This window comes from Neptuniibacter sp. 1_MG-2023, from assembly GCF_030547185.1.
Classification (GTDB): Bacteria; Pseudomonadota; Gammaproteobacteria; order Pseudomonadales; family Balneatricaceae; genus Neptuniibacter.
Genome location: NZ_JAUOQR010000030.1, coordinates 1 through 865, shown reverse-complemented (window position 1 = coordinate 865; position 865 = coordinate 1). Strand labels below are relative to the sequence as shown.

Below are 865 nucleotides of genomic sequence, written 5' to 3'. Positions count from 1 at the left end.
ATTGCTGCGATCGTCTATATGGATAGTCAGATCGACCACACCACCGGCTTATTGATGCTGCGTGAAGGCTGCCCCCATAACATCTGGTGCACCGAGATGGTTGAGCAGGATCTGACCTCAGGTTTTCCTACGTTAAATATGCTTAAACATTGGAATGGGGGTAACCATGTTAACCGCATTCCAATCAATGAGGGTGATGAGGCGAATGAGTTTGTCATTCCCCAGGTGCCTGAGTTGAAGTTGACCGCGGTTCCGTTGTTGAGCAGTGCGCCTCCGTACTCGCCTCACCGTGATGATCCGCACCCGGGTGATAATATCGGTATGCAAATCGAAGATACCCGCACAGGTAAAAAATTGTTCTATGCACCTGGCTTAGGTCAGATTGAACCTCATCTACGCGCGTATATGGAATCTGCAGATGTGTTGCTTGTTGACGGCACTATTTGGCAGGAAGACGAGCTCATAGTGACCGGTGTCGGTGACAAGCTCGGCGTGGCAATGGGGCATCTACCGCAGTCAGGGAAGGGTGGCATGATCGAGTACTTAGATACGCTAGAAAAACCGCGCAAAGTACTGATTCATATAAACAACACCAACCCGATACTGGATGAAGACTCTGCAGAGCATGCAGAAGTCCTTTCCCATGGTATAGAGATCTCTTACGACGGTATGTCCATAGAGCTTTAGCCTACCAGTGATGTGTAGAGGCCATATAAATTATGACAAGCAACGCAAGCGATAAACAGCCGATGAGCCGCGATGAGTTTGAAGCGGCGCTACGTGCGAAAGGCGATTTTTATCATACGCAACACCCTTACCATATCGCCATGTATGACGGTAAATGCACCCCCGAACAGATTCGTGG

1 protein-coding gene is annotated in these 865 nt (G+C 49.2%); it reads left to right on the top strand.

Annotated elements, in window-relative coordinates:
• A partial coding sequence (locus Q4492_RS15635) for a pyrroloquinoline quinone biosynthesis protein PqqB (protein ID WP_303419853.1) occupies window positions 1–687 on the top strand: 687 nt, incomplete at its 5' end.
• Between the last annotated feature and the right edge of the window lie 178 nt (window positions 688–865).